This is a genomic window from Streptomyces xanthii, from assembly GCF_014621695.1.
In the GTDB taxonomy this organism is placed as follows: domain Bacteria; phylum Actinomycetota; class Actinomycetes; order Streptomycetales; family Streptomycetaceae; genus Streptomyces; species Streptomyces xanthii.
This window is the reverse complement of record NZ_CP061281.1, coordinates 7,179,433-7,201,746: the sequence shown is the minus strand read 5'-3', so window position 1 is coordinate 7,201,746 and position 22,314 is coordinate 7,179,433. Positions and strand designations below refer to the sequence as shown.

At 73.6% G+C, this 22,314-nt stretch carries 18 protein-coding genes; 7 read left to right on the top strand and 11 right to left on the bottom strand.

Annotation, left to right across the window (positions count from 1 at the left end; genetic code table 11):
- Nucleotides 1-24 precede the first annotated feature (24 nt).
- Nucleotides 25-1,251, bottom strand: a complete 1,227-nt coding sequence (locus tag IAG42_RS32620) for an MFS transporter (RefSeq protein ID WP_188340549.1) — start codon at nt 1,249-1,251, stop codon at nt 25-27.
- Nucleotides 1,252-1,331: 80 nt separating this feature from the next.
- On the opposite strand from IAG42_RS32620, the gene IAG42_RS32615 reads away from it, so the two are divergent.
- On the top strand, nt 1,332-2,219 hold the full coding sequence (locus IAG42_RS32615) for a LysR family transcriptional regulator (RefSeq protein WP_188340548.1): 888 nt from the start codon (nt 1,332-1,334) through the stop codon (nt 2,217-2,219).
- A gap of 126 nt (nt 2,220-2,345) precedes the next feature.
- Complete coding sequence (locus IAG42_RS32610) at nt 2,346-4,763, top strand: ATP-binding protein (RefSeq protein ID WP_188340547.1); 2,418 nt, start codon at nt 2,346-2,348, stop codon at nt 4,761-4,763.
- A gap of 164 nt (nt 4,764-4,927) precedes the next feature.
- Here IAG42_RS32610 and IAG42_RS32605 read toward each other — a convergent pair whose 3' ends face one another.
- Nucleotides 4,928-6,373 (bottom strand): MFS transporter, encoded by a 1,446-nt coding sequence (locus tag IAG42_RS32605; RefSeq protein ID WP_188340546.1) that lies wholly within the window; start codon nt 6,371-6,373, stop codon nt 4,928-4,930.
- A 99-nt stretch (nt 6,374-6,472) separates the two neighbouring features.
- Between IAG42_RS32605 and IAG42_RS32600 the strand changes: the two genes are divergently transcribed.
- Together IAG42_RS32600 and IAG42_RS32595 are read left to right on the top strand one after the other, a co-directional pair.
- The gene (locus IAG42_RS32600) at nt 6,473-7,375 is read left to right on the top strand and encodes a TIGR03619 family F420-dependent LLM class oxidoreductase (RefSeq protein ID WP_188340545.1); all 903 of its coding nucleotides are present in this window, start codon (nt 6,473-6,475) and stop codon (nt 7,373-7,375) included.
- 280 nt (nt 7,376-7,655) lie between these two features.
- The gene (locus IAG42_RS32595) at nt 7,656-9,050 is read left to right on the top strand and encodes a PP2C family protein-serine/threonine phosphatase (protein ID WP_188340544.1); all 1,395 of its coding nucleotides are present in this window, start codon (nt 7,656-7,658) and stop codon (nt 9,048-9,050) included.
- A 143-nt stretch (nt 9,051-9,193) separates the two neighbouring features.
- On the opposite strand, the gene IAG42_RS32590 is transcribed toward IAG42_RS32595, so the two are convergent.
- Nucleotides 9,194-10,684, bottom strand: a complete 1,491-nt coding sequence (locus tag IAG42_RS32590) for a DNA-binding protein NsdB (protein ID WP_188340543.1) — start codon at nt 10,682-10,684, stop codon at nt 9,194-9,196.
- 232 nt (nt 10,685-10,916) lie between these two features.
- On the opposite strand from IAG42_RS32590, the gene IAG42_RS32585 reads away from it, so the two are divergent.
- Both IAG42_RS32585 and IAG42_RS32580 read left to right on the top strand, forming a co-directional pair.
- Complete coding sequence (locus IAG42_RS32585) at nt 10,917-12,068, top strand: aminoglycoside phosphotransferase family protein (RefSeq protein ID WP_188340542.1); 1,152 nt, start codon at nt 10,917-10,919, stop codon at nt 12,066-12,068.
- 321 nt (nt 12,069-12,389) lie between these two features.
- A complete protein-coding gene (locus tag IAG42_RS32580; protein WP_188340541.1) occupies nt 12,390-14,369 on the top strand; it encodes an N-acetylmuramoyl-L-alanine amidase in 1,980 nt (659 codons plus the stop codon).
- 84 nt (nt 14,370-14,453) lie between these two features.
- On the opposite strand, the gene IAG42_RS32575 is transcribed toward IAG42_RS32580, so the two are convergent.
- Nucleotides 14,454-14,951, bottom strand: a complete 498-nt coding sequence (locus IAG42_RS32575; protein ID WP_188340540.1) for a hypothetical protein — start codon at nt 14,949-14,951, stop codon at nt 14,454-14,456.
- Nucleotides 14,952-14,996: 45 nt separating this feature from the next.
- The gene (locus IAG42_RS32570) at nt 14,997-15,638 is read right to left on the bottom strand and encodes a CGNR zinc finger domain-containing protein (RefSeq protein ID WP_188340539.1); all 642 of its coding nucleotides are present in this window, start codon (nt 15,636-15,638) and stop codon (nt 14,997-14,999) included.
- A 79-nt stretch (nt 15,639-15,717) separates the two neighbouring features.
- Here IAG42_RS32570 and IAG42_RS32565 point away from each other — a divergent pair, with 79 nt between their 5' ends.
- The gene (locus IAG42_RS32565; RefSeq protein ID WP_223206249.1) at nt 15,718-16,455 is read left to right on the top strand and encodes a leucine-rich repeat domain-containing protein; all 738 of its coding nucleotides are present in this window, start codon (nt 15,718-15,720) and stop codon (nt 16,453-16,455) included.
- A 189-nt stretch (nt 16,456-16,644) separates the two neighbouring features.
- Here the strand turns inward: IAG42_RS32565 and IAG42_RS32560 are convergent, their stop codons facing one another.
- The 6 genes from IAG42_RS32560 to IAG42_RS32535 form a co-directional block, all read right to left on the bottom strand.
- A complete protein-coding gene (locus tag IAG42_RS32560) occupies nt 16,645-17,571 on the bottom strand; it encodes a universal stress protein (protein WP_188340538.1) in 927 nt (308 codons plus the stop codon).
- Nucleotides 17,572-17,720: 149 nt separating this feature from the next.
- Nucleotides 17,721-17,963: a DUF397 domain-containing protein gene (locus IAG42_RS32555; protein WP_188340537.1), complete on the bottom strand. Its 243-nt coding sequence runs from the start codon at nt 17,961-17,963 to the stop codon at nt 17,721-17,723.
- Between the two features lie 84 nt (nt 17,964-18,047).
- A complete protein-coding gene (locus IAG42_RS32550) occupies nt 18,048-19,226 on the bottom strand; it encodes a thiolase domain-containing protein (RefSeq protein ID WP_188340536.1) in 1,179 nt (392 codons plus the stop codon).
- Complete coding sequence (locus tag IAG42_RS32545; RefSeq protein WP_188340535.1) at nt 19,223-20,302, bottom strand: thiolase domain-containing protein; 1,080 nt, start codon at nt 20,300-20,302, stop codon at nt 19,223-19,225. The genes IAG42_RS32550 and IAG42_RS32545 overlap by 4 nt, the downstream gene beginning before the upstream one ends.
- 1 nt (nt 20,303) lies before the next feature.
- Nucleotides 20,304-21,266, bottom strand: a complete 963-nt coding sequence (locus IAG42_RS32540) for a Zn-ribbon domain-containing OB-fold protein (protein ID WP_188340534.1) — start codon at nt 21,264-21,266, stop codon at nt 20,304-20,306.
- Between the two features lie 243 nt (nt 21,267-21,509).
- Nucleotides 21,510-22,310 (bottom strand): crotonase/enoyl-CoA hydratase family protein, encoded by an 801-nt coding sequence (locus IAG42_RS32535; RefSeq protein WP_188340533.1) that lies wholly within the window; start codon nt 22,308-22,310, stop codon nt 21,510-21,512.
- Nucleotides 22,311-22,314 lie beyond the last annotated feature (4 nt).

The window sequence follows — 22,314 nt, the reverse complement described above, 5'->3', positions numbered from 1 at the left end:
TCGCCGTCACCCCCCGCCGTGCGGTCAGTGGTCACGCCCCGTGAGCCACACGACCAGGCCGAGGGCGGCGAGCCCCGCGCCGAGGGCCGTGATGCCGGTCCAGCCGGCCGCCGCCCAGACGACCGCGGCGAGAGCCGAGCCGGTCGCGCCGCCGAAGAAGAAGGACGTGGAGAAGGCCGAGTTGACGCGGCTGCGGGCCTCGGGGCGCAGTCCGTAGATGACGGTCTGGCTGCTGTTGAGGACGGCCTGCTGGCCGATGTTCAGGGCGATGACGCCGACGACGAGCCAGATCAGGGAGTGGGCGCCGAAGTACAGGGCCGGCCAGCCGAGCAGCAGCAGGGCGACGGCGGTGCCGGTGACCAGGGAGACCTTGCCGCGGTCGGCGAGCCGCGCCGCGAAGGTCATGGTGAGCACGCCCACGGCCCCGATCAGTCCGAACAGTCCGATCGCGGGCGCCGACCAGTGGTACGGGGCACCGCTGAGCAGGAAGGTGATGGCGGCGAGCTGGACGCTGTACGAGGCGAAGGACAGGCCGCCGAGCAGGGCCCGCCGGCGCAGCACCGGCTCCTCGCGCAGCAGGGCGAGGGTGGAGCGGAGCAGGGCCGGGTAGCGCAGGTCGGTGCTGTCGAACAGGCGCGGCACGTACCGGTGCAGGACGACGGCCATGGCGGCCATGAGCACGGCGAGCACCCAGTACGCGGTGCGCCAGCCGCCGAGGCCGGAGAGGCCGCCGGCCGCGGTGCGGGCCAGCAGGCCGCCCAGCAGCACGCCTGACATCACGGTGGCGACGGCCCGGCCGCGGGTCTCCGCGGTGGCGAGGGCGGCGGCGTGGGCTACGAGGACCTGGGCGCCGACCGAGGTCAGGGCCGTCAGGATCGTGCTGGCGAGGAGCACGGGGCCGCTGGGGGCGAGCGCGGAGACGGTGAGGAAGAGGGCGGTCGCCGAGAAGAGCGTGACCGCGAGGCGCCGCCGGTCGAGCACGTCGCCGAGCGGGATGATCAGCATCAGACCGAGCGCGTACCCCGCCTGCGCGGCGGTGACGACGAGGCCGGTGAGCACGCTGCCGAGGCCCAGGTCGCGGGAGATGAGATCGAGCAGGGGCTGCGCGACGTAGTTCCCGGCGCAGGACAGGCCGGTGGCGACGGCCATGAGGAGGAGCAGGCTGCGGCGCGGTCCGGCGTGCGTCCTCTGGGGCTCGGTCGTACCGGCGGCACCGGCGGCGCTTGCGGGGCGAAGCTCTGTCTGTGTCATGTCAGGAAGACTGCTCCTCCCCCCACCTATGAGTCCAACACATCCTTGTCATCCGAACGATCGCGGATCACGATGGATCCATGGAGCTGCAGCAGTTGCGCTATGTCGTCGCCGTCGCCGAGACCGGCGGGTTCACCCGGGCCGCCGAGCGGTGCCTGGTGGTGCAGTCGGCGCTGAGCCATCAGATCGCCAAGCTGGAGAAGGAGTTGGGCGCGCGGCTTTTCGAGCGGACCAGCCGCCGGGTGCGGCTGACCGCCGCGGGCGAGGCCTTCCTTCCGGCCGCCCGGCAGGCCCTGGAGGCGGCGGAGCGTGCGCGCGCCGAGGTGGCCGCGGCCACCGGCGAGATCCGGGGCCGGCTCTCCGTCGGCGCGATCTCGACGGTCACGGCGCTGGACGTGCCGGATCTGATGCGCACCTTCCACGACCGCTATCCGCAGGTCAGGCTGAAGCTGATCGACGGCATGAGCGAGTCGCTGGTGGACACGGTGCGCGAGGGCGGCCTGGACCTCGCGATCCTCGGTGTGCCGCCCTCGTTCCGTACGGACCGGCCCGGGCTCGGCAGCCGGACCCTGGCCGTCGACCACCACGTGGCGGTGATGGCGCCCGGGCATCCGCTGGCCCGGACCCGGCGCGGGACCGTGCTGCCGCTGGAGCGCCTGGCGGACGAGGCGTTCGTGGACTTCCCCGCGGGCAGTGCGGCCCGGGCGCAGACCGACGAGGCGTTCCAGGCGGCCGGGCTGCACCGCGAAGTGGCGTTCGAGGCCCGCTTCCTGGGCTTCCTCGCCGACCTGGTGCGCGGCGGGCTCGGCATCTCGCTGCTGCCGTCCCGGCTGGTCCCGCGTCTGCCGGGGCTCACGGCGGTGCCGGTGCGCGGCGGACCGGTGCGCGAGGAGCGGCTGGTGTGGAACGAGGCGCGCCGCTCCCCCGCCGCGGCCGCGTTCCTGGACATGGTGCCCGCGCCGGAGTGACCGCGCGGCCCCGACTTCCGTGCTCACGGGCCGCGTTCCTCCGCGATGAGCTCCTTCACCGGGCCCGATGCCGATAGCGTGGGAAAGGATCGGTCCCGTCGTCGCCCGCACGGAGTGTGCCCCCGCATGAACCGCAGTTCCGGTCCCCGTACCCCGGGAGACCTGCCCGCCGAGGCCACCAGTTTCGTCGGCCGGCGGCGCGAACTGGCGCAGGTGTCCGAGCTGTTGACCCGGGCCCGGCTCGTGACGCTCACCGGCCCCGGCGGCGTGGGCAAGACCCGTACGGCGGTCCGCGCGGCGCACGAGGCGCGGGACACGTTCTCGTCCGGCGTACAGATGGTCGAACTGTCCGCGCTGCGCGACCCGAAGCTGCTCGCCAACACGGTGGCCGCCGCGCTCGACCTGCCCGAGCAGACGGCGCGGCCCGCGCTCGAGGTGGTCGCCGACCACTTGGAGGACCGCGAGCTGTTGCTGCTGCTCGACACCTGCGAGCACCTGGTCGACGCGTGCGCGGTGCTCTGCGACGAACTGCTGCGCGCCGCGCCCCGGCTGCGCATCGTGGCCACCAGCCGGCAGCCCCTCGACGTGCCGGGCGAGCACGTCCTCGCGATCGGCCCGCTGGGCGTGCCCGAGGTCGCCGCGCCGGGCGACGGGGAGGAGTGCGACGCGGTGCGCCTGTTCGCGGACCGCGCCTCGGCCGCCGTGGCCGGGTTCACGGTGGGCGACGACAACCGCTCCGACGTGCTCGCCCTGTGCCGCCGGCTCGACGGCATCCCGCTGGCCATCGAGCTCGCCGTGTCGCGGCTGCGGGCGGTGTCCCTGGACGAGATGCTCACCCGGCTCGACGACCGGTTCCGGCTGCTGACGGGCGGGCGCCGCACGTCCGTGCCGCGCCACCAGACCCTGCGCACGGCGATCGGCTGGAGCCACGACCTGTCGACCGAGCCGGAGCGGCTGCTGTGGGCCCGGCTGTCCGTGTTCGCGGGCGAACTGAGCCTGGAGGCGGCCGAGTCGGTGTGCGCCGACGACCGGTCGCTGCCGGTGGACGACGTCCTCACCGCGCTCATCGCCCTGGTCGAGAAATCGGTCGTCGTCCGCGTCGAGACCCCCGAGGGCACCCGGTACCGGATGCTCGACACGATCCGCGAGTACGGCCTCGAACGACTCGCCGCGTCGGGCGACGAGGAACGCACCCGCTGCCGGCACCTCGCGTACTTCCTGGACGTGGCACGCGCCTTCGACCAGGAGTGGACCGGGGACTCGCAGATCCCGCTGCTGCGCGCCCTGGTCCGCGACCGGGCCAACGTCAGGGTCGCGCTCGAGTACTGCGTGACGACGCCCCGGCTGCACGGCCGGGGTCTGGAGATGGCGACGGCCCTGTGGGGCTACTGGCACGCCACGGGCCTGCTCACCGAGGGCCGGTACTGGCTGCGGCGCACCCTGGACGGCTGCCGCGACGAGACCCCGACCCGGGTCAAGGCGCTCTGGCTGACCAGCTGGTACATGGACATCCAGGGCGAGCGCGGCGGCAACGAGGAGCTGCTCGCCGAGGCCGAGCGGATCGCGGCCCGCATCGAGGACCGGACCGGCGCCGCGTGGACGCTCGCCTTCCAGGCGCACCGCCGGTACTTCCTGGGCCGCATGGAAGGCTGCGCCGCGGACTTCGAGGAGGCCCGCACCCGGATGACGGCCCTCGGCGACGACACGGGCCTGCGCATGCTCGGCTTCTACGGCGGCCTCATGCTGATCCTCTCTGGCGAGCACCAGCGGGGCATCGACTGGTGCGACGACTCGCTGGCCCGGGGCGCCGCGCAGCCCGCGGAGCAGTGGGCGCGCAGCTGGGCGCTGTGGGTCAAGAGCGTCGGGCTGTGGCTCAGGGGCGAGCACGAGGCGGCGGTGGAGTGCGCGCGGGACGGGCTGCGCGCGAAAGCCGCGCTGCACGACCTGATGGGGCTCGCGCACTTCTTCGAGGGACTCGCCTGGCACGCGGCGCGGCTGCGGCACTTCGAGCGGGTGGCCCTGCTCCAGGGCGCGGCGGACGCGCTGTGGCGCAGGGCCGCGAAGGAGGCCCGGTTCGGCATTCCCGTCCTGCACGAACTGCACGCGGACGCGGCGGGCCCGGCCCGGGCGGCGCTGGGCGCGGACGGCTATCACGACGCGTTCACCGAGGGCGCCGGTCTGCCGCTCGACACGGTGGTGGACCTGGCGCTGGACGACGAGTCGGCGGCGCCGGACGTGCCGGTGCAGCGCGCGGGCCCGGCGGACGGGCTGACGCCGCGCGAGCGGCAGGTCGCGGCGCTGGTCAGCGAGGGTCTGACGAACCGTGAGATCGCGGCGCGGCTCGTCGTGTCGAAGCGGACCGTCGACTCGCACGTCGAGCACATCCTGACCAAGCTCGGCTTCACCTCCCGCTCCCAGATCGCCGCCCTGCACACCGGCGCGGGCTCCAGTGCGAACTCCGATGCGAGCGAGGCAGCGCCGGCGCGGACCACCGCGCCCCGCACCACCACGCCGCGCACCCCGTCGGCCGCGCCGAAGGCCTGACGCTCACACGGAACCGCGCGACGCCCCCGCAGCCACCGGCCCGCGGGTGGTCGTGCCGCACGGCGCAGGAGCAAGGCTGCAACGGCAGCGAAGGACGCCGAGGCGGCCGCGCCGCCCACCAGCCGTGCCGCGCACCCCCGTCCACCTCACCGAAGGCCTGACGCTCAAGCGGAGCCGTGCGACACCTCCGCCGCCCCCGCGGCCGCCGGCACCGGCGATCGCGCCTCACGGCGCAGGAGGAGCGCGGCGACGGCGGCGATGAACGCCGAGGCGGCGGCGACGTACCAGCCGTGGCGGAAGGCGTCGAGCGCGGCCGAGGCGGTGGCGGGCTGTCCGAGGAGGCTCACGGTGACCGCGACGCCGAGGACGGAACCGGTCTGCCGGGCCATGGTGGTGACGGCGGATCCGGTCGCGAAGCGGTCCGGCGGGAGCGCCGCGGCGGCCGCGCCGACCAGGGTCGGCAGGGCGAGTCCGACGCCGACTCCGGTGACGAGCATGCCGGGCAGCAGTCCGGTGGCGTAGTGCGGGACCGGGTCGGCGCTCAGCGCCCACCACACGAGACCCAGCCCGAGCAGCACACAGCCGAGCGCGGCGGTGCGGCCCGCGCCGATCCGGCGCACGAGGGGGCCCGAACCGAGGGCGAGGACGGGCACGACGAGCGGGCCGGGGGCGATCGCGAGGCCGGTGCGGATCGCCGAGTACCCCCACACCTGGCGGCACCACAGGACGGACGTGAGCAGCAGGCCCGCGAACGCCACGGTGAACAGCAGGGCGGCGCAGGTCGCGACCGAGAACGCGGGGATGCGGAGCAGCGGCAGTTCGACGACCGGCGCGGGATGGCGGGCCGAGCGCCACCAGAACGCGCCGCCGAGCAGCACGGCGGCCGCGAGGGCGCCGAGCGTGCGGCCCGAACTCCAGCCCCAGGCATCCGACTTGACGAGACCGAGGGCGAGGACGCCGATCGCGCCCGTCAGCAGGACGGCGCCGGTCAGGTCGGGCAGGGGGCCACCGCGGTCGGGCCGGTCCGCGGGCAGCAGTCGCGCGCCGAGCAGCAGCCCGGCCACCCCGACGGGGACGTTCACCAGGAAGACCCAGCGCCAGTCGAGTTCGACCAGCAGGCCTCCGGCGACGGGCCCGAGTCCGGCGGCGATGCCGCCGATCGCCGCCCAGCCGCGCACGGCCCGGGTGCGCCGCTCGGCGGGCGTGGCGACGAGCAGCAGCGCGAGGGAGGTCGGCATGAGGGCGGCGGCGCCCGCAGCCTGGAGGGCGCGCGCGGCGCTCAGCCAGCCGACGCCCGGGGCGAGGGCGCACAGCGTGGACGCGAGGGTGAACACGGCGAGCCCGAGCAGGAATCCGCGCCGGTGGCCGAACCGGTCGGCGAGGCGCCCGGCAGGCACGAGCAGGGCGGCGAACACGATCGCGTACGCGTTGAGGACCCAGGACAGGGAGGCGAGCGAGGCGCCGTCGAAGGAGGCGCCGAGCGCGGGCACGGCGACGTTGACGACGAAGAGGTCCAGGTTCACGACGAAGACGCCGACGGAGACGATCCACGCGGTGGCGCGCGCCGACGGTCCGGCCGGGACAAGTGGGTTTGATATTCCAACGGACATGGCCGTGAAGGTAGCGGTCGCAAGCACGCCCTGACAACCACGGCTTGAAATCGATCACGGGTTTGGCCGGAGCGATCAAGATCATCGAGACTGCGCCCCATGCGATACGGCGTGAATCTCCTCAACTTCGGCTCCGGCACGACCCCCGAGAGCCTCGTCCGGCAGGCGACGGACGCGCGTGACCTCGGCTTCACCTTCGCGATGATCTCGGACCACATCGCGGTGACCCCGGACGTGCACGCGGTCTACCCGGCCCCCTTCTACGACCAGTTCGTCCTCGCGGCCCATCTCGCGGGCCGGGTGCCCGGCCTGACGCTCGGCACGACCATCACCGTGATCCCCTATCGGCATCCGCTGCAGACCGCGCGGCTCGCCGCCAACATCGACCAGCTGAACGAGGGCGGCTTCATCCTCGGCGCGGGCGTCGGCTGGTCGGCCGCCGAGTACGAGGTGCTCGGCGTGCCGTTCGCGGAGCGCGGGGCCATCACCGACGAGTACCTGACCGCGATCCGGGCCGCCTGGACCCAGGACCCGTGCAGCTTCGAGGGCCGCTACGTCTCGTTCGAGGGCGTCCGCACGGCGCCCGCCCCGGCCACCGCCCCGCACGTCCCGGTCTGGGTCGGCGGCGACTCCCCGGCGGCGCTGCGCCGGGCCGGGCGCCTGGGCGAGGCCTGGCATCCGTTCCGGCCCACGCGGGCCGCGCTGGAGCGACAGCTGCCGCGGGTCGCCGAGGAGGCCGAGCGGGCCGGGCGCCCGGCGCCGGAGTTCGCACCACGCATCCAGCTGATGGTCGCGGACGTGCCCGACACCGAGGACCGGCCGCTCGGCCACGGCAGCGTCGACCAGATCCGGGCCGACGTCGCGACCCTGGCCGAACTCGGCGCCCGGCACGTCCTGTTCGACACCTACCCCGGCGACCCCGCCCTCTGGCAGGGCCCGGACGAGGGCCGCCGGATCCTGGAGCTCCTCAAGGACAAGGTCCTGACGCCCGCCGGACTGTAGACACCGCCGGCCCGAGGGGGAGCGTCCGACACGGCGTAGCCGTCCCTACGCCGTTCGACGCAGCCCGGGCCATACACCTCACCAGGGCGGCATACGCCAGGATCGGCCACTCGTTCGACCAGGACGCACGGAAGACGCATCCCGGAGGACTCGGGCATATGCCAGAAGCACCACCGCATCGTGTATGGCCAAATCCCTTACGGGGTCCCGCGCCCTGTGCCAGAGTCTTAACCGGTCCTTCCGTCAGCCTCGGCCTTCTGTGCCTGCATCGGAGTTCGTCATGTCCCCCCATGTCTTCGCGGACCGCCCCGCCGGCCAGCCGCCGGAGCGTGGCACCGTCGACGCGCTGATCTCGCAGACACGCCGTCTGCTCGGTGACGTCGATGCCGTGCGCCGTGACGCCGTGGGCGACGCGGCCGACCCCGAGGCGCGCTGGCAGCGCGCACTCTACGAGCTGGCCGTGCACCAACTGAGCGATCTCGACCGGCACTTGGCGCAACTGCGCGAGGGTCCGGCCCTCGCGCGCGCCGACCGGCCCGCCCAGCGGGCCGCGGGCTCCCTGCTCAGCCGGGTCGGCAGCGCGGAATGGGATCTGCTGACCGACGAGGCCAGTTGGTCCGAGGAGCTCTTCCAGATCCTCGGCCGCGACCCGTCCGTGCCCGCCCTCACGCTCGACGAGCTGCCCTCCGTGGTGCACGCCGACGACCAGCCGAAGCTGACCTCGATGGTCACCGACTGCCTGATCGACGGGAAGCCGATCGACGGCGAGTTCCGTGTCGTGCGCCCGGACGGTTCCGTGCGCACGGTGCACATGATGGGCGAGCCGGTGCTCGACGCGGACGGCGCGACCGCGTCGATGTGGGCGGTCGTCCGGGACGTCAGCGAGCTGCGCCGCAGCCAGCGCACGGTGCGCGAGACCCGTGACTCCCTCCGGCGCCGCCGGCCCGTCGCACCGCCCGAGCCGCAGGAGGCCGCGCCACCCGCGTGGCGCGGCTCGCTCCAGGTCCCGCGCGCCTCCACCGGCGCACCCGGCGGACTCGACATCGCCGCGCTGCGCCTCCCCGCCGCGACCGGCGCGCCGTCGGGCGGCGACTGGTACGACGCGCTCGGACTGGCGGACGGCGCGACGCTGTTGAGCGTCGGCGATCTGCCCGGGCGCGGCGCCGCCGCCACCGCGGACGTCGCGATGCTGCTCGGCGCCGCCCGCGGCATGGCTCTGTGCGGTACCGACCCCGCCGGACTGCTGTCCGGGCTGAACCACCTCCTGGACACCCCCGCCCAGCCGCGGCTGGGCAGCGCACTGTGCTGCCGGTACGACCCGGTGGCCCGGGTGCTGACCTGGGCCTCGGCCGGTCACCCCGCCCCGCTGCTGTTCCGCGACGGCGCCGGGCGCGCCCTCACGTCACCGGCGGGCTCGCCACTGGGCGCCCCGGCCGGTACGGCGTACGGGCAGGCCGAGGAGACCCTGCGCGCCGGTGATCTGCTGCTGCTGCACACCGACGGACTGGTGCCACGCCGCGGGGCCACCGCGGCGGCGGGCCGGCTGCTCGCCCTCGCCCCGCGCCTCACCGCCGCCCGGGACCCGCAGGAGTGCCTGCGCATGGTCTCGGACGAGCTCGGCGGGGACGAGCGGGAGAACGACGGCTGCGTCCTCGTCGCCCGGGTCGGTTCCTGACCCTTGGGTTTCTGACTCTTGGGTTCCTGACCCTTGGGTTTCTGACTCTTGGGTTCCTGACCCTTGGGTTTCTGACTCTTGGGTTCCTGTGACGGCACCTGGGTACGTGACGGCACCTGGTGCCGGATCGCACCGGTGCCCGACTACGCCTGGAGCTTCTTCCCCGGGGTCCGGGGCAGCGCCAGCTGGATCTCCTCGCGCAGGTCCTCGATCTTCGGGTAGTCCGCGTAGTGCCCGGTCAGCCGGTACATCTCACGGAGCCGGTCCCAGGTGCGGTGCGAGGAGTTCGACCCCATCGAAGAGAGCGCCAGACGTGCGTAGCGGTCCGCCTGTTCGGGATCGTCCGCGATGAAGCAGGCCGAGGCCATGGACAGATGGTCGAAGATCTTCGAACGGTCGCGGCCGCCGGCCCGCAGGGCCAGGGCCTCCTGGGCGTGCCGCTGCGCGATGACGGCGGCACCGGGCTCGTGCTCGGCGAGGGTGCGGTACGCCAGGGCCTGCATCCCGTGCAGGTCCGCCTCGTCGAACATCTGCATCCAGCTCGGCGGCGGCACGTCGCCCTTGTCGGAGACGAAGAGATCCTCCGCCTGACCGAGGGTGCGGCGCATCGCCTGGCCCTTGCCCATGGACGCCTGGGCCCAGGCCTCGATGGTGAACAGCATCGCCTTGGTCCGCGGCAGCACCTCGTCGCCGGAGCCGGACTTGGCGAGCTTCATCAGGTCGAGCGCGTCGTCGGGCCGGCCCAGGTGCACCATCTGGCGTGCGGCTCTGGACAGGGCCTCACCGGCGCGCGGCCGGTCCCCGCCCTCGCGCGCGGCGTGCGCGGCGATGACGAAGTACTTCTGGGCCGTGGGCTCCAGGCCGACGTCGTGCGACATCCAGCCCGCGAGGACGGCGAGATTGGCGGCGACGCCCCACAGGCGCCGCTGCAGATGGTCGGGATGACGGTAGGAGAGCATCCCACCGACTTCGTTGAGCTGTCCCACCACCGCCTTGCGCTGGAGGCCGCCGCCCCGGGAGGCGTCCCAGGCCCGGAAGACCTCGACGGAGCGCTCCAGTTCCTCGATCTCCTGCGACCCGATGGGGGCGGCCTCGTAGCGGTCGAACCCAGCGGGGTCGGCGTGCAGGGGATCGGTGGTCCTGGGGGCGTCGGCCGCGAGGGCCGGGTCGGCGTGCAGCCAGTCGTGCATGGCGGTGCTGAGTGCGGAACCCGCGGCGAGCGCGGCACCCGCGCCCACCAAGCCGCGTCGGTTGAGCATGAGGTCCATTCCCGTGAATTCGGTGAGGACCGCAGCTGTCCGTTCGGGCGCCCACGGCACTCCGTCGGGCCCCTGTCGTTCCAGGCTCCCGCCGCCCTGCCGTTTCCCCACGCGCCCGTGCCGGACGAGACCGAGATCCTCGATGGTCACGACACGGCCGAGTCGCTCAGTGAACAGCGCCGCCAGCACCCGGGGCACCGGATCGCGCGGGATCTCTCCCGTGTCGATCCACCGCCTCACCCGCGAGGTGTCCGTCGCCAGCTGCGGGTGGCCCATGGCCGCCGCCTGCCGGTTGACGAGTCTCGCGAGTTCCCCCTTGGACCAGCCGGCCAGGCCGAACAGGTCGTTCAGGCGGGAGTTGGGTTGTCCGCTCACGTAAGCCCCCAGGTTCTCGGCTGCAATCGACAGTAGCCCTCTGTCAGTTGCAGAGCGACTATTCGCCAGGGTTCGCCAGGGTGCGCCAGCTGCCACGCTCGTAGCCCTCGGGTGTCAGGTAGGAATGCGCCACCCCGACCCGGTCACCGCAGGGCATTCCCCAGGGTGTTCCGAAGGGGCCGGGTGGGGCGGCGCGGCAACTCATCGGCACACGAAGGGATCTGTTTCGCCCATGTACGCAGCATCGTCCTCCGTGTCCGCCCCGCCCCGGCCGCTGCGCTCCGCCCGCCCGGCGGTGGCGGGCAGCGGCCCGTACCTCGACCCCGCGCGGCCCGCGGCCCCGACGCTCAACGGCATCGGCCGGCCGCGTCGCGCCCCGGGGGCGGGTACCCAACCGCTCAGCGGGAGACTCGACTTGTCCGGCCCTCAGGGCGACCGGCTGCGTGCGGCGATCGCCTCCGTGCACCGCATCTGCCCGGAGTTCCATCCGGTCCAGGTACTGCGCCGCAGCCAGCGCTCCGTGCTGCTCGTCGGCACGACCGGACGCAGCACCGCGGTCGCGAAGTGTTTAGTCGACCACTCCCCCGCGTGGGCCGAGCGGGTCCGGCACGAAATAGCCGCATACCGTTCGTTCGTCCGGCACCGGCCCCCGGTGCGGGTGCCGCGGCTCATCGCCGCGGACCCCGACAACGGGACGCTGGTGATCGAGCGGATGCCCGGCCGGCCTGCGGCTCTGCAGCGCCACCCGGTCGAGGCACCGCCGCGGGCGGACGTGCGGGCCGCGCTCGGCGCGATCTGCCGGCTGAACCAGTGGCGGCCCCCGGCCGGCACGTTCGGGGCGCCCCTGGACTACGCGGAGCGGATCAACCGGTTCCATGACCTCGGTCTGCTGACCGACCGGGACATGGGCGACCTGCAGAAGCTCCTGCACGGGATCGCGCACACCTCGGGCCGCGGGGGCATGGGCCAGTTCTGTCACGGCGACGCCCTGCTGTCGAACGTGCTGCTGTCCCCCGCCGGTCCGGTGCTGGTGGACTGGGAGCACGCGGGCTGGTACCTGCCGGGCTACGACCTGGCGACGCTGTGGGCGGTCCTCGGTGACGCCCCGGTGGCGCGCCGGCAGATCAGCCAGCTCGCGCAGTCCGGCGGTCCGGCGGCCCGGGACGCCTTCCTGGTCAACCTGATGCTCGTCCTGACCCGGGAGATCCGTACCTACGAGACGGCCGTGCAGCGCTCGTTGCAGGAGCAGCCCGCGTCGGCGCCCGGCCAGGCCCCGGCCGGTGCCGTGCCGTCCGGTGAGGAGCAGCGGCTGCTGCTGCGCCGGCTGCACGACGACTGCAACATGGCGCGGAAGGCGGTGCGTGCGGCCGTCGGCACGCGCTGACGGGGGACGAGGATCCGCGGTGCGCCGGGCGAAGGCCGGCGCACCGCGGATCCTTTTCGTCGTCCTCCCCCTGCCCCTCACCTGACCCGCCCCTTGGTCCTCCCATTGGTCCACTCCACTGACGCGCCGCAGGCGGCCGCACCACCGCGCGTAAAACCCGTCCGACGCCGCCCGCCACACGCCCGCTGACATGGGAAATCCCTGGAATCTCCGTTGCCCGTCGGATGATTGACGGATCGTCGGGGAGCCGATACCACTGACCTCGATCGGCCCCGCACGCATCGCGCACCATCCCGGCTCCGTCATTCCCAGGAGGCACCGTTGCATCGTTCTCCCCGTTCTCTCACCGGCCGTGTTGCGCGCGTCAGGGCGGCGGGCACGCTCGCGACGGCGGGGCTGCTGCTCCCGCTGCTCGGGGCGGCGCCGCCGCAGGATGCAGGGGCGCCGGCCGCGGCGGACCAGAAGCTGCAGAGCGCGTTCGCGGCGGCCGCGGCCGAGTACCACGTGCCGCAGAGCGTGCTGCTCGGCGTCTCCTATCTGCAGTCGCGCTGGGACACGCACGCGGGCGCGCCGAGCGTCTCCGGCGGCTACGGCCCCATGCATCTGACGGACGCGCGCACGGCGCTGGCCCGCACGGTGCGCTACGACCATGCCGAGGGCGACGCCCGCGGCGACGACTCGCGCGCCCCGCTGGAGGCGACGCCGGCGCTGCCGGACGGCGGCGAACTGCCGGCCCGGCTCACCACGCTGGTCCGGGCGTCGGAGGTGTCGGGGATCCCGGCGGAGGAACTCCGCAGCGATCCCGCGGCGAACGTGCGGGGCGGCGCGGCGCTGCTCGCGGCCGCGCAGAAGCGGCTCGGCGAGCCGCTCGGCGGGAAGCCGTCCGACTGGTTCGGCGCGGTCGCCACGTTCTCCGGAGCGGACGACGCGGCGAGCGCGGCGACGTACGCGGACGACGTGTTCGCGGTGATCCGCGACGGTGAGCGGCGCACGAACGACGCGGGCCAGGACCTGACGCTCGCCGCGGACCCGGCGGCGCGGCCGGAGCCCGCGCAGCTGACCCGGGCGGGCCTGCGCAAGGCGGACGCCGACGGGGCCGAGTGCCCGCGCACGGTGTCCTGCGAGTGGATCCCGGCGCCCTGCGAGGAGTTCGGCGACGGCGACTACGGCAACCACGACCTCGCGGACCGCCCGAAGGACCAGAGCATCGACTACATCGTCATCCACGACACGGAGGCGACGTGGGAGCAGACGCTGAAGCTGGTGCAGGACAAGACGTATCTGGCCTGGCACTACTCGCTGCGTTCGACGGACGGGCACATCGTGCAGTCGGTCAAGGCGAAGGACGTCGGCTGGCACGCGGGCAACTGGTACGTGAACGCGAAGTCGGTGGGCCTGGAGCACGAGGGTTTCCTCGCGCAGCCCGACTCCTGGTACACGGAGGCGATGTACCGCTCGTCGGCGCGGCTGGTGAAGTACCTGTCGAAGCGGTACGACATCCCGCTGGACCGGCAGCACATCCTCGGTCACGACACGGTGCCGGGCCCGACGGGCGGGACGATCCCGCAGATGCACACGGACCCGGGTCCGTACTGGGACTGGGCGCACTACTTCGCGCTGCTCGGCAAGCCGTTCCACCCCACGGCCGGTCCGAACGGCGGCCTGGTGACGATCGACCCGCGGTTCGCCGAGAACCAGCCGGTGTACACGGGCTGCACCAAGGCCGGTGAGCCGTGCGCGCCGCACGGGTCGAGCGCGGTGCGGCTGTACACGGCGCCGAGCGAGGACGCCCCGCTGGTCAAGGACATCGGGCTGCGCCCCGGCGGCCAGGACTCGACGACGGGCGTCAACGACATGGCGTCCCGTGCCTCGACGGGTCAGCAGTACGCGGTCGCGGGGCGCGAGGGCGACTGGACGGCGATCTGGTACCTGGGCCAGAAGGCCTGGTTCCACGACCCGGCGGAGCAGCCGGCCGCGGTGAGCGCCAAGGGTCTGGTGATCACGCCGAAGGACGGGGCCTCGGACATCCCGGTGTACGGGCGCGCGTACCCGGAGAAGGCGGCGTACCCGGCGGGCATGACCCCGCAGGCCGTCTCGCCCCTGCCGTACAAGCTGCTCGCGGGGCAGCGGTACGTGGTCGGCGGGCGGACGACGGGCGAGTACTTCTACTCGCCGACGTTCGACACGTCGTCGCACCGGGTGGTGCGGGGTGAGGACGTGTACTACGAGATCCAGTTCGGCCACCGGGTCGCGTTCGTGCGGGCGGCAGACGTGCGGGTGCTGCCGTCGACGGAGTCCTGACCGTCCGGCTCGGCGGGAGAACGATCCGGGCCCGGTCCGCCGTGGAGGCGGGCCGGGCCCGGTCGTGTGCCGTGGGAGCTGGGCTCAGCCCTGCTGGAAGAGCTCCGCGGGCAGCGGCTTGAGCAGCGCGTACAGGTCGTCGGTGATGGGGCGGTCCCAGGAGGCGATCGTCACCAGCACGTTGTCGCTGCGGTCGAACTGGACGCAGGAGATGCGGGTCTCCGACAGCTTCAGGCGGCGCACGATGAGGAGGTTGTCGCCCTGCATCACGGGGACGTCCTCGACGTCGGTGACGGTGACCTCCTCGTCGTTCTCCAGCGCGATCAGGAGCTGGGCCACCTCGAAGGGGATCTCGCCCTCGGCGGTGTCCCGGGCCGGGGAGCCCTCGGGCAGGTTGCCGATGATCATCGCGGGGCCGCGGCCGCCGAACAGGTCGTAGCGCAGGAACACGCCCTGGCAGGAGCCGTCGGGGGCGGGCAGCAGGCCGGCCCCGAGATTGCCCGGCCAGTCACCCGGGTCCATGGCCAGGACGTCGAAGTCGGGGCCCGCGGGGGTCGCTGCGCGGCGGCGGAGGAAGGACATGCGGTCCATCGTACGTCGACTCGGCGGCTCGCCCCGTGTCGGGGTTCACTCGCTGTGAGGTGCCCGTCCCGTGCGGGAGTTGTGCCGCTCGTGGTGGCGGGCGACCCGGGCGCGGTTGCCGCAGGAGGGCTTGCACCACTCCTGGCGCGGGTGCTCCTTGAGGAAGTAGCGCACGCAGCGCGGGGCGTGGCAGGCCCGCAGCCGGGTCCGGTCCTCGCTCGCCAGGAAGGCGGTCGCGGCGCGGGCGAGCGCGGCGACGAGGAGGTCGGCGGGCGGTGCGTCCTGCGCCGCGCGCTCCTGTACGAGGGGTGTCGCGTCGTCGGCGGTGTCCCAGGTCAGCACCGGGACGACGGGGCACAGGGCGGCGGCCGCGTTCAGCCGGGCGAGCGCCTCGGGCACGGGGAGCAGGCGGCGGGCGTCGGCGGGGCTCGGCTCTCCCGGGCGCACGGCGCGGGCGAAGAGGGCCCGGACGGCGGCGCGCAGGTCACGTACCCGCTCGAGGGCCGGTTCGTCGGCGCGGAAGCCGGTGCCGGCGGGGAGCGCGTCGGCGCGCTCGCGGACCCAGGCGGTCAGTCCGTCGGGCGTGGTGAGGTCGTCGGCGACGCCACCGTGGCCGTCGTGACGGACGGTGAGGGTGAGGTCGAGGGCGAGCCGGGTGCGGTCGGGGGCGGCGCCGTTGTCTGGCATGCGGCCATCATAGGACCCGCGCTAATGATAAATTCCGCGCCGACCATTAGACGGGCGGCGGGTGGGGGCGAGGGCTGAGATGGCCGCGAGCGGAGCGGTGCCGAAGGTGCTGAACTACTGGCGGGCCGGTCTGGACTCCGTGCCGGACGAGGTGTGGCGCCACCCGGAGACGGAGGTGCTGCTCCTGGCGGACAACCGTCTGACCGCGGTCTCCGAACGGATCGGCGACCTCACCCGGCTGCACACGATCGACCTCGGCCACAACTTGCTGACGTCGGTGCCCGCGCGGATCGGCACGCTGCCGGAGCTGACGCGTTTCCTGTACCTGCACGACAACCGCCTCACGGAGCTGCCGGACACGCTGGGGGCGCTCGGCCGGCTGGCGTATCTGAACGTCGGGGAGAACCGGCTGACCGCGCTGCCGCCGGCCCTCGCCGCGATGACCGGCCTGGTCGAGCTGCGCGCCCAGGACAACCGGCTGACGGCGCTGCCCGACGGGATCGGCGGCCTGTCCGCGCTGCGCGAACTGTGGCTGCGCGGCAACGCCCTGACCGCTCTCCCGGATTCGGCGCGCGACCTGACGGAACTGCGCGAGCTGGAGCTGCGGGACAACGCGTTCGCGCACGTGCCCGAGCCCCTGCGCGCGCTGCCGCGACTGCGCCGCCTGGACCTGCGTGCCAACCGGCTGCGCGAACTGCCCGCCTGGATCACGGAGCTCCCCGCGCTGGAGAAGCTCGACCTGCGCTGGAACGACGTACGCGTCGCGCCCGGCCTGCTCGACGAGCTGACCGGGCGCGGATGCGTGGTCCTGCGCTGAGATCCCCACAGGCGAGCCGGCGTTCCGCGGCCGGGCTCGGTCGAGCGTGCACGACCGGCGCCCTCACGCGCGGCGCGGCCCCCCACGCCGCCCACTGAACACCCCGCGCCGCCCCGGTCCCGCCCGATCATGGGTGGCGGCACCGCGGACGGCTGAACCGGCCGTCGACCGGGTGCTCGCCGGACCGGCTCAGGCGGGTTCGTCCCCCTCCGGCGCCGGGGGCACCACCGCCACCGGGCTCGCCGCGTGCAGCAGCACCGCGTGCGTGACCGAGCCGAGCATCGGCGCGGGGCGGGTGAGGCGGCGGCGGTGCCGGCCCACGACGACCAGTTCCGCCTCGCGGGAGGCGTCGACGAGATGCCCCGCCGCGTCGCCGGGCGCCACGTACAGCTCGACCTCTACTTCAGGGTGAGACTTCCGCTGTTCCACGAGCGCGTCATTGGCGAGGTCCAGCGTCTCCCGCTCGGCCGCCTTCTGGTCCTGGACCGTCGGCGTGAAGTCGCCGAACGCGCTCCAGGCCAGTACGGGCCAGGGGTACGCGGCGACGACGTGGAGCCGCGCACCGGTGCGGGAGGCGTGGGCGAAGGCGAAGGCGAGGGCCGTCTCGTCGGGGTCGTCGGTCTGCAGTCCGACGACGACGCGCGGACCGGCCGGCAGCGGCGTCTCGGAGTCGATCCGGCGGCCCGGCCGGGGCACCACGACCACGGGGCAGTCGGCGTCCCGGGCCGTCGCGACCCCGTTCGACCCGAGCAGCAGGCTGGCGAAGCCGCCGCGTCCGCGCGAGCCGAGGACGAGCAGCTGGGCCCGCGCGCTCTCCTCGGGCAGCAGTGCGGCCGGGAGGCCTTCACGGCTGACGTACTCGACGGGCGGCAGTTCGCCGCCGCGCGCCGCGAGCGAGGTGCGGACGGCTTCCAGCACCCGGTCCTCGCGCTCGGGGGACTCGCCCCCGGCGACGAGCACCCCGGGCTGCACGGCCGGCGCGTACTGCCGCACGTGCAGGACGCGCAGCGCCGTGCCGCGCCGGGACGCCTCGGCGAGGGCCCAGTCGAGGGCTCTGCGGCTGTCGTCGGATCCGTCGACCGCGGCGACTACGGGCTGGGCGTGCGGCGTGCTCATGGCTGGTTTCGCCTCCGACACCGGGCACGGTGTCCGTGCCCTGTTAGACCGGCTGTTCCTGCGGCCAGGGTTTCGCATGCGCGCGCCGCAGGACAGGGCCGAAGGTCACGTGTCGGAGGGAAATCGGTGCGGGACCCGCGGACGACGGGCTACGTCAGGTCGAACTCGCCCTCGCGGGCGCCGTGCACGAACGCACCCCACTCGGCGGGGGTGAAGATCAGCGAGGGGCTCTGCGGGCTGCCGCTGTTGCGCATCGCGACGAATCCCTCGACGAAGGCGATCTGGACGTCGCCCCTGCCGTTGCTGCTGGACCGCCAGTCCGCCGCGCTCAGGTCCAGATCCGGCTTGTCCCACCCCGCGAGCGGGTGCTGGTCGATGGTGCTCTCGGCCACGTCCGTGCTCCTCCCGGTTCGTCGTCCGTGCGCCAGCGTAGCGACCGGGCCGGGCCCCGCACAGGCCGCGAGGCGCGGCGGTGTTCAGCTCGTGGGCGGCTCCGCGCCGACGAGCCACATGGAGAAGAACTGCGCGCCGCCGCCGTAGGCGTGCCCGAGGACCTTGCGGGCCCCGTCCACCTGGTGTTCCCCGGCCTGGCCGCGGACCTGGAGCGCCGCCTCGGCGAAGCGGATCATGCCGGAGGCGCCGATCGGATTCGTGGAGAGGACACCGCCCGACATGTTGACGGGGAGGTCCCCGTCGAGCTCCGTGACACCCGATTCGGTGAGTTTCCAGCCTTCGCCCTCGGCGGCGAAGCCGAGGTTCTCCAGCCACATCGGCTCGTACCAGGAGAACGGCACGTACATCTCGACGGCGTCGATCTCACGGCGCGGGTCGGCGATGCCCGCCTGCCGGTACACGTCGGCGGCGCAGTCCTTGCCGGCCTGCGGCGACACGAAGTCCTTGCCCGCGAACAGGGTCGGTTCGCTGCGCATGGCGCCGCCGTGCAGCCAGGCGGGCGGGCGCGGGGCGCGGGCCGCTCCGGCGCGGTCGGTGAGGATCATCGCGCAGGCGCCGTCGGAGGACGGGCAGGTCTCGGAGTAGCGGATGGGGTCCCAGAGCATGGGCGCGGACTGCACCTTCTCCAAGGTGATGTCGTGCTCGTGGAGATGGGCGTAGGGGTTCTTGAGGGCGTTGCGGCGGTCCTTGTAGGCGACGAGGGAGCCGACGGTGTCGGGGGCGCCGGTGCGCCGCATGTAGGCGCGGACGTGCGGGGCGAAGAAGCCGCCGGCGCCTGCGAGGAGCGGCTGCTGGAAGGGGATCGGCAGGGAGAGTCCCCACATGGCGTTGGACTCGGACTGCTTCTCGAAGGCGAGGGTGAGGACGGTGCCGTGGACGCGGCCCGCGATCAGGTTCGAGGCGACGAGCGCGGTCGAGCCGCCGACGGAACCGGCGGTGTGGACGCGGAGCATGGGCTTGCCGACGGCGCCGAGCGCGTCGGCGAGGTACAGCTCCGGCATCATGACGCCCTCGAAGAAGTCGGGCGCCTTGCCGATGACGACGGCGTCGATGTCGGCCCAGGTCAACTCGGCGTCGTCGAGGGCGCGTCGGGCGGCTTCGCGGACGAGTCCGGCGAGGGAGACGTCGCGGCGGGCGGCGACGTGCTTGGTCTGGCCGATGCCGACGACCGCGACCGGTTCCTTGTGTGCCGTGCTGGTCATCGGGTCGCTCCTTCGGATCCTTCGGAAGCTTCGAGTACGGCGACCAGGTTCTGCTGGAGGCAGGGCCCGGAGGTGGCGTGGGCGAGGGCACGCCGCGCCTCGCCGCGGTGGATGCGGGCGGCGGCCTCGCCGATGCGGATGAGGCCCGCGGCCATGACGGGGTTGGCGGCGAGGGCGCCGCCGGACGGGTTGACGTCGACGTCGTCGCCGAGCCGCAGCGCCTTGCGCAGGACGACCTCCTGCGAGGTGAAGGGGGCGTGCAACTCGGCGGTGTCCACCGGTCGTTCGAAGGCTCCGGCGTGTTCGGCGGCGAGCCGGGTGGAGGGCGAGTCGGTGAGGTCGCGGACGCCCAGGGAGTGGGCCTCGATGCGGTGGTCGATGCCGCGGATCCAGGCGGGCCGCTCGCACAGTTCGCGGGCGCGGTCGCCGGCGGCGAGGATCACGGCGGCCGCGCCGTCGCCGACGGGCGGGCAGTCGCCGGTGCGCAGCGGCTGGACGACGTAGTCGCCCTGCGGGACGCCGGGGCCGCGCAGTTGGGCGTGCGCGTTGGTCGCGGCGGCGGTGCGGCTGCGGGCGGCAACCCCGGCGAGGGCCTTCTCGTCGGTCTCTCCGGCGTCGACGAGGGCCTGTGCCTGAAGGGCGGCGAGGGCGACGGAGTCGGGCCACAGCGGGGCCACGTAGTAGGGGTCGAGCTGGCGGGTGAGCACGTCGCGCACGGAGCCGGGCGAGGACTTGCCGTAGGAGTAGACGAGGGCGGTGTCGGCCTCGCCGGTGAGCAGCTTGGTCCACGCCTCGTACAGGGCCCAGGCGCCGTCCATCTCGACGTGCGACTCGGAGATCGGCGGCCAGGCGCCGACGCCGTCGAGCGCCATCGTGAACGAGAAGGCGCGGCCCGCGAGGTAGTCGCTGGATCCCGAGCAGGTGAACCCGATGTCGCTGGTCCTCAGGCCGGTGGCGTCGAGGACCTGGTGCAGCACGGGCATCAGCATCTCCACCTCCGACACCTCGTCGGTGGTGCGCCGGTGGTCGCTCTGCGCGAAGGCGACGACGGCGATGTCCCGGATCGGCGGCCGCATCTCAGATCAGCTCCTTGTACGTGTCGTAGTCGGCGTCGGGTTCGCCGGTCGGCCGGTAGTGGTCGGGGTAGCGCCCGCCCTCCGTCCAGACCGGTTCGACGCGCAGCCCCATGCGCACCTGGTCGTAGGGGATCCCGGCGATGCGGCCGTGCAGGGCGAGGTCGGCGCCGTCGAGTGCGATGTGCGCGTAGACGTACGGCACTTCGATGTCGAGGTTCTTCGCCTTGATGTTGACGATGCAGTACGTGGTGACGGTGCCGGCCGGGCCGACCTCGACCTGTTCCGTCGTGGCGACGCCGCAGGTGGGGCAGGCGCCGCGGGGCGGGACGTAGACCTTGCGGCAGGAGGGGCATCGTTCGCCGACGGTGCGGCGGTCCGCGAGGGCGTTGATGTACCGGGTCTGGGCGCCGCCGGGGCTGTACTCGTAGTCGAGCCGGGCCGGGGTGACGATTCCGGTGACCATGTCGCCGAACTCGCCCTGGTGCGGAGCGGCTTGAGCCGGTTCCGTGGTGCTGTCGTCCGGTTCGAAGCAGGCGATGTCGGTGATGACGCCCTCGCGCTCGGCCGCCCAGCGGACGCGGACGCGCTGCCCGGTGCGGACCGCCTCCGGACCGGGTACGTCGAGGGCGTGCAGCAGGGCGGTGTCGGCGCCGTCGAGCTTGACGAGGACCCAGGCGAAGGGGGTGTCGAGGGGCTGGCCGCGGCGCGGCTCGTGGTTCCACGCCCAGGTGGTGACGGTGCCGGTGGCGCCGACCTCGACGAGGTCGCGGAGCTCCTCGGCGGTGTCCGGGTCGTACTCGACGGGCGGTACGAGGACCTTGCCGGTCGGGGTGCGGACGCCGAGGGTGACCTTGTTCCGGAGTCCGGTGAGGAAGGCGCTCTGGACGGGGCCCAGGGAGCGGGTGAACGGGAACTCCACGATCAGGGGTGCCCGGAGTATGTCTGGGCGGGGGGCTGTCGTCATGGCGCGGGTCTCCTTCGGTTCGGGTCGGGTCCCCCGTCTGCGGGGTTCGCTGTCTCGTCGCCGGGTGCGGCCCGTGGGGGCTGGTCGCGCAGTTCCCCGCGCCCCTGAAAGGCAGCGGCTTCGCCGCGCCTTTCTCCGCGAAAAGGCCGGCCCGCACCTGTGTCGGGGAAATGCGCCCGAAGGGCATGCATTTCAGGGGCGCGGGGAACTGCGCGATCAGCCCCCACCGGGCGGACGGCCGGGCTACTCGCGACGGAAAACGGCGGGGCGGTGCTCCGCGAAGGCGCGAGCCCCCTCCTTCGCGTCGGCCGTGTCGAAGATGGGCCACCCACGCTTGAGCTCCGCGGCTAGCCCGTCCGACTCGGACAGCTCCGCGGTCTCGTACACGGAGGCCTTCACGGCCTCGACGGCGAGCGGCCCGCACGCGTTGACCCGCTCGGCCAGGGCCAGCGCCGCGTCGAGCGCCGTGCCGTCGGGCACGACGCTCCCGACGAGCCCGATGGCCGCCGCCTCCGCCGCCGAATAGGGCCGGCCCGTGAGCAGCATCTCCAGCGCGTGCGTGCGCGGGATCTGCCGGGGCAGCCGGACCGTGGAGCCGCCGATCGGGAACAGCCCGCGCTTGACCTCGAAGAGCCCGAACATCGCCGACTCCCCCGCGACCCGGATGTCCGTGCCCTGGAGAATCTCCGTGCCGCCCGCGACACAGGCCCCCTCGACCGCCGCGATCACCGGCTTGCGCGGCCGGTGATGGCGCAGCATCGCCTTCCAGTGCAGGTCGGGGTCGGCCTTCATGCGGTCTCTGTACTGCTGTCCGTCCATGCCCTTGCCGGCGAGGGCCTTGAGGTCCATGCCGGCGCAGAACGCGCCGCCGGCCCCGGTGAGCACGACGGAGCGGATCGCGTCGTCGGCGTCCGCCTCCAGCCAGCCGTCGTAGAGGCCGACGAGCATCGGCAGGGACAGGGCGTTCTTCGCCTCCGGCCGGTTGAGCGTGAGGACGAGCGTCGCGCCCTCACGCCGTACGTCGAGATGTTCGGTACCGCCCATGGCT

Excerpts from the sequence above, each read along its gene's own strand:
- IAG42_RS32620 (WP_188340549.1), bottom strand. The coding sequence starts at position 1,251 with ATGACACAGACAGAGCTTCGCCCCGCAAGCGCCGCCGGTGCCGCCGGT.
- IAG42_RS32615 (WP_188340548.1), top strand. The coding sequence starts at position 1,332 with ATGGAGCTGCAGCAGTTGCGCTATGTCGTCGCCGTCGCCGAGACCGGC.
- IAG42_RS32610 (WP_188340547.1), top strand. The coding sequence starts at position 2,346 with ATGAACCGCAGTTCCGGTCCCCGTACCCCGGGAGACCTGCCCGCCGAG.
- IAG42_RS32605 (WP_188340546.1), bottom strand. The coding sequence starts at position 6,373 with ATGTCCGTTGGAATATCAAACCCACTTGTCCCGGCCGGACCGTCGGCG.
- IAG42_RS32600 (WP_188340545.1), top strand. The coding sequence starts at position 6,473 with ATGCGATACGGCGTGAATCTCCTCAACTTCGGCTCCGGCACGACCCCC.
- IAG42_RS32595 (WP_188340544.1), top strand. The coding sequence starts at position 7,656 with ATGTCCCCCCATGTCTTCGCGGACCGCCCCGCCGGCCAGCCGCCGGAG.
- IAG42_RS32585 (WP_188340542.1), top strand. The coding sequence starts at position 10,917 with ATGTACGCAGCATCGTCCTCCGTGTCCGCCCCGCCCCGGCCGCTGCGC.
- IAG42_RS32575 (WP_188340540.1), bottom strand. The coding sequence starts at position 14,951 with ATGTCCTTCCTCCGCCGCCGCGCAGCGACCCCCGCGGGCCCCGACTTC.
- IAG42_RS32570 (WP_188340539.1), bottom strand. The coding sequence starts at position 15,638 with ATGCCAGACAACGGCGCCGCCCCCGACCGCACCCGGCTCGCCCTCGAC.
- IAG42_RS32565 (WP_223206249.1), top strand. The coding sequence starts at position 15,718 with ATGGCCGCGAGCGGAGCGGTGCCGAAGGTGCTGAACTACTGGCGGGCC.
- IAG42_RS32560 (WP_188340538.1), bottom strand. The coding sequence starts at position 17,571 with ATGAGCACGCCGCACGCCCAGCCCGTAGTCGCCGCGGTCGACGGATCC.
- IAG42_RS32550 (WP_188340536.1), bottom strand. The coding sequence starts at position 19,226 with ATGACCAGCACGGCACACAAGGAACCGGTCGCGGTCGTCGGCATCGGC.
- IAG42_RS32545 (WP_188340535.1), bottom strand. The coding sequence starts at position 20,302 with ATGCGGCCGCCGATCCGGGACATCGCCGTCGTCGCCTTCGCGCAGAGC.
- IAG42_RS32540 (WP_188340534.1), bottom strand. The coding sequence starts at position 21,266 with ATGACGACAGCCCCCCGCCCAGACATACTCCGGGCACCCCTGATCGTG.
- IAG42_RS32535 (WP_188340533.1), bottom strand. The coding sequence starts at position 22,310 with ATGGGCGGTACCGAACATCTCGACGTACGGCGTGAGGGCGCGACGCTC.